This window comes from Actinosynnema sp., assembly GCF_052038725.1.
The window spans coordinates 1-3,987 of record NZ_JBQGCX010000063.1 but is presented as its reverse complement, the minus strand read 5'-3'; the positions used below and the strand labels follow the sequence as shown (position 1 = coordinate 3,987).

4 protein-coding genes are annotated in these 3,987 nt (G+C 73.2%); all 4 read right to left on the bottom strand.

Features of this window, described 5'->3' with window-relative positions; genetic code table 11:
* On the bottom strand, positions 1 to 1,094 hold a 1,094-nt coding region (gene murD, locus ACTUAL_RS01245), incomplete at its 3' end, for a UDP-N-acetylmuramoyl-L-alanine--D-glutamate ligase (protein WP_440898963.1).
* Between the two features lie 2 nt (positions 1,095 to 1,096).
* Positions 1,097 to 2,185, bottom strand: a complete 1,089-nt coding sequence (gene mraY / locus ACTUAL_RS01240; protein ID WP_096496463.1) for a phospho-N-acetylmuramoyl-pentapeptide-transferase — start codon at positions 2,183 to 2,185, stop codon at positions 1,097 to 1,099.
* The gene (locus ACTUAL_RS01235) at positions 2,182 to 3,654 is read right to left on the bottom strand and encodes a UDP-N-acetylmuramoyl-tripeptide--D-alanyl-D-alanine ligase (RefSeq protein WP_440898962.1); all 1,473 of its coding nucleotides are present in this window, start codon (positions 3,652 to 3,654) and stop codon (positions 2,182 to 2,184) included. Before ACTUAL_RS01235 ends, mraY begins: the two co-directional genes overlap by 4 nt.
* The coding region (locus ACTUAL_RS01230; RefSeq protein WP_440898961.1) for a glutamate ligase domain-containing protein at positions 3,651 to 3,987 on the bottom strand (337 nt) is incomplete at its 5' end. The genes ACTUAL_RS01235 and ACTUAL_RS01230, both read right to left, overlap by 4 nt.

Below are 3,987 nucleotides of genomic sequence, written 5' to 3'. Positions count from 1 at the left end.
GCCTCTGCCCTGACCAGGTCGACCACCGACGCGCCCTTGAGCAGCCCGCCCGCGATCCACACCACGCTCTCGTGCGAGCGCAGCGACGCCACGGCCGCGTGCGGGTTGGTCGCCTTCGAGTCGTTGACGTACCGCACCCCGCCGACCTCGCCGACGACCACACCCCGGTGGTCGCCCGGCCGGAAGTCCAGCAGGCCCTGGCGGACCGCCTCCGGCGCCACCCCGTAGGCCCGCGCCAGCGCCGCCGCCGCGAGGGCGTCCGCGATGCCGGGCGGACCGCCGGGCGTCACGTCCGCCACCGCCGCCAGCCTGCTGTCCGGGCCGAACGCCCGGTCGACCAGGTAGCCGCCCGCGACCCCGAGCTGCCCCTCCTCGGGCTCCCCCAGGGTGATCCCGACGTGGGCGGTCCCCGGCGCCCCGGTCAGCAGCGCCGCCACGTACGGGTCGTCGACCCCGGCGATCGCCACGTCCCCGACCAGCGCGCCCGCCTTGGCCCGCGCGTACGCCTCCAGCGACCCGTGCCAGTCCAGGTGGTCCTCGGCGACGTTGAGCAGCACCCCGGCGGTCGGCCGCACGGACGGCGACCAGTGCAGCTGGAAGCTCGACAGCTCGACCGCGAGCACCCGGTGCCCCGCGAGCAGCGCGTCGACCACCGGCAGCCCGACGTTGCCGCACGCGATCGCGTCCAGCCCCGCCGCCCGCAGGATCGACTCCAGCATGGTCACCGTCGTGGTCTTGCCGTTGGTGCCGGTGACGACCAGCCACGCGGGCGGGTCGGCCAGCTCGGCGGCCATCCGCCACGCCAGCTCGACCTCGCCGATCACCTCGACCCCGGCCGCCGCCGAGGCGGCCAGCAGGGGGTTGTCCGGGCGCCAGCCGGGGCTGGTCACCACCAGGTCGACGCCCTCGGGCGGGGCAACGAGCCCCGCCACCAGGTCGACTCCGGGCAGCAGCTCGCTCAGGGCGGCCAGCCGGTCGGCGGAGGAGTCGGTCACGGTGACCGTCGCGCCCGCCGCCAGCAGGGCCTCCGCCGCCGAGCGGCCCGCCACCCCGGCGCCCGCGACGAGCGCCGAACGTCCAGCCAGGAACCCCACGGTCAGCTCCCGACCGCGGTGAGCCACTCGCTGTAGAACAGGCCGAGGCCCAACATGCAGCAGATGCCGCCGAGGAGCCAGAACCGGATGATGACCGTGGTCTCCGCCCAGCCCGCGAGCTCGAAGTGGTGGTGGAACGGCGCCATGCGGAACAACCGCCGCCGGGACGTGCGGAACACCGCGACCTGGAGCACCACCGACAGCGCCTCGACCACGAACATGCCGCCGATGACGACCATGAGCAGCTCGGTGCGGGTGGTGATGGACAGGCCGGCGACCAGACCGCCGAGCGCGAGCGAGCCGGTGTCACCCATGAAGATCTTGGCCGGGGCCGCGTTCCACCACAGGAAGCCGATGCAGCCCGCCATCGCGGCGGCGGCCACCAGCGCCAGGTCCAGCGGGTCGCGCACGTCGTAGCAGCCGGCGACCGGCATGTTGGTGCAGTTGTAGCGGAACTGCCAGAAGCTGATCACCACGTAGGTGCCGAACACCATCGCCGAGGTGCCGCCCGCGAGGCCGTCGAGGCCGTCGGTCAGGTTCACCGCGTTGGACCACGCGCTGATCGCCGCGTAGCAGAACACCACGAAGCCGACGACGCCGAACGAGACCACCGTGATGTCGCGGACGAACGACAGGTTCACCGACGCGGGCGTCAGGCCCTGGTTGTCCGGGAACTGCACGACCAGCACCGCGAAGATGATCGTGGCCACGAACTGGCCGACGAGCTTCGCGGTCTTGTTCAGGCCGAGGTTGCGCTGCTTGCGGATCTTGATGAAGTCGTCGAGGAAGCCGACGACGCCCAGCGAGGTGGTGAGCATGAGGACGAGCAGGCCGGACGCGGTGGGCGTCTGGTCCTGCGCCGACGCGGACATGGAGTTCACCAGGTGCGCGCCGAGGTAACCGGCCCACATCGCCACCAGGATCGCGACACCGCCCATGGTGGGCGTGCCGCGCTTGGTCTTGTGGCTCTGCGGGCCCTCCTCGCGGATCTCCTGGCCGAAGCCCTGCCGCGAGAAGATCTTGATCAGGTACGGCGTGAGCATGATCGACGTGATCAGCGCGATCGCCGCCGCGATCAGGATGCTCTTCACTTGCTGCCCGCCTCCAGGAGAGCCTCGGCAACCCGCCACAGGCCGTATGAGTTGGATGCCTTAACCAGAACGACGTCACCGGGCCGCACCTCGTCGCGCAGCAGTTCGATTGCCGCAGCGACATCCGGCACCAGGATCGATTCCTCGCCCCATGATCCTTCCAGGTGCGCTCCCTGGTGCATCGCGCGGGCGTCTTCACCGCTGCCGACCAGCCGGTTGACTTCCAGGCGCACCGCGAGCCTGCCGATCTCGTCGTGCGCGCGCACCGAGTCGGCGCCCAGCTCCGCCATCGGCCCCAGCACGGCCCAGCTGCGCCGCGCGGGGGTGGTGGAGCGGGAGATGGTGGCCAGCGACTTCAGCGCGGCCTTCACCGACTCCGGGTTGGCGTTGTAGGCGTCGTTGACGACCGTGACGCCGTCGGCGCGGTCGACGACCTCCATGCGGTGCGCGGAGATCGGCTTCGCCGAGCCGAGCCGGTCGGCGACCTGCTGGGGCGTCGCCCCGAGCTCCAGCGCGATGGCGGCGGCGGTGAGCGCGTTGCCGACCTGGTGGGGACCGTGCACGGCGAGCTGGACGCGCGCGCTGCCGTGCGGGGTGAGGAGGGTGAAACCGGGGCGGGCCTGCTCGTCGAGGACGATGTCGACCGCGCGGACCTGCGCCCTGCTGTGCTCGCCGACGAGCACGACCTTCGCCCTCGTGCGCTCGGCCATGGCCAGCACGAGCGGGTCGTCGGCGTTGAGCACCGCGACGCCGTCCTCGGGCAGGGCCTCGACCAGCTCGCCCTTGGTGCGCGCGACGCCCTCGCGGGAGCCGAACTCGCCGAGGTGGGCGGTGCCGACGTTGAGCACCGCGCCGATCCTCGGGGGCGCGACGGCGCACAGGTCGGCGATGTGGCCGGGACCGCGCGCGGACAGCTCCAGCACGAGGTAGCCGGTGTCCTCGTCGGCGCGCAGCGCGGTCCAGGGGTGGCCCAGCTCGTTGTTGAACGAGCCGGGCGGGGCGATCGTGGCGCCCGTCGGGGACAGCACCTGGGCGATGAGGTCCTTCGTGGACGTCTTGCCCGAGGAGCCGGTGACGCCCACGACGGTCAGCCCGGCCGCGGTGAGCCTGTCGGTGACGTGCCTGGCGAGCTTGCCCAGCGCGGCGAGCACGGCGGCGCCGGAGCCGTCGCTGTCGCCGGACAGCACGTAGGCGCCCTCGTGCTCGTCGGCCAGGGCGACCGGCGGGGCGATCACCGAGGGCGCGGGGACCTCGCGGCCCGCCAGCACGCCCGCGGCGCCCGCCGCGACGGCGGCGGCGGCGAAGTCGTGGCCGTCGACCCGCTCGCCGGGCAGGGCGAGGAACAGCCCGCCGGGCAGCAGCTTGCGGGTGTCGAACTCGACGCCCGCCTTGACGACGGGCGAGCCGTCGGTGTTGTGCAGCCTGCCGCCGACGATCTCGGCGATCTCGGCGAGGGTCAGCGTGATCACCGAAGGGCCTCCTGGATCGCCCCGGTGAGGGCGTCGACGTCCGAGAACGGGTGCACGACGCCCGCGACTTCCTGACCGGTCTCGTGCCCCTTGCCCGCCACGACGACGACGTCGCCCGCGACGGCCAGCGACACGGCGTGCGCGATGGCCGCGCCCCGGTCGCCGATCTCGACGACCTCGCCGCGCTCGGACTCGGGCACCTCCAAAGCGCCCGCGAGCACGGCGGCGCGGATGGCGGCCGGGTCCTCGCTGCGCGGGTTGTCGTCGGTCACGACGAGCACCTCGCTGCGGCGGGCCGCCTCGGCGCCCATGAGGGGGCGCTTGGCGGTGTCC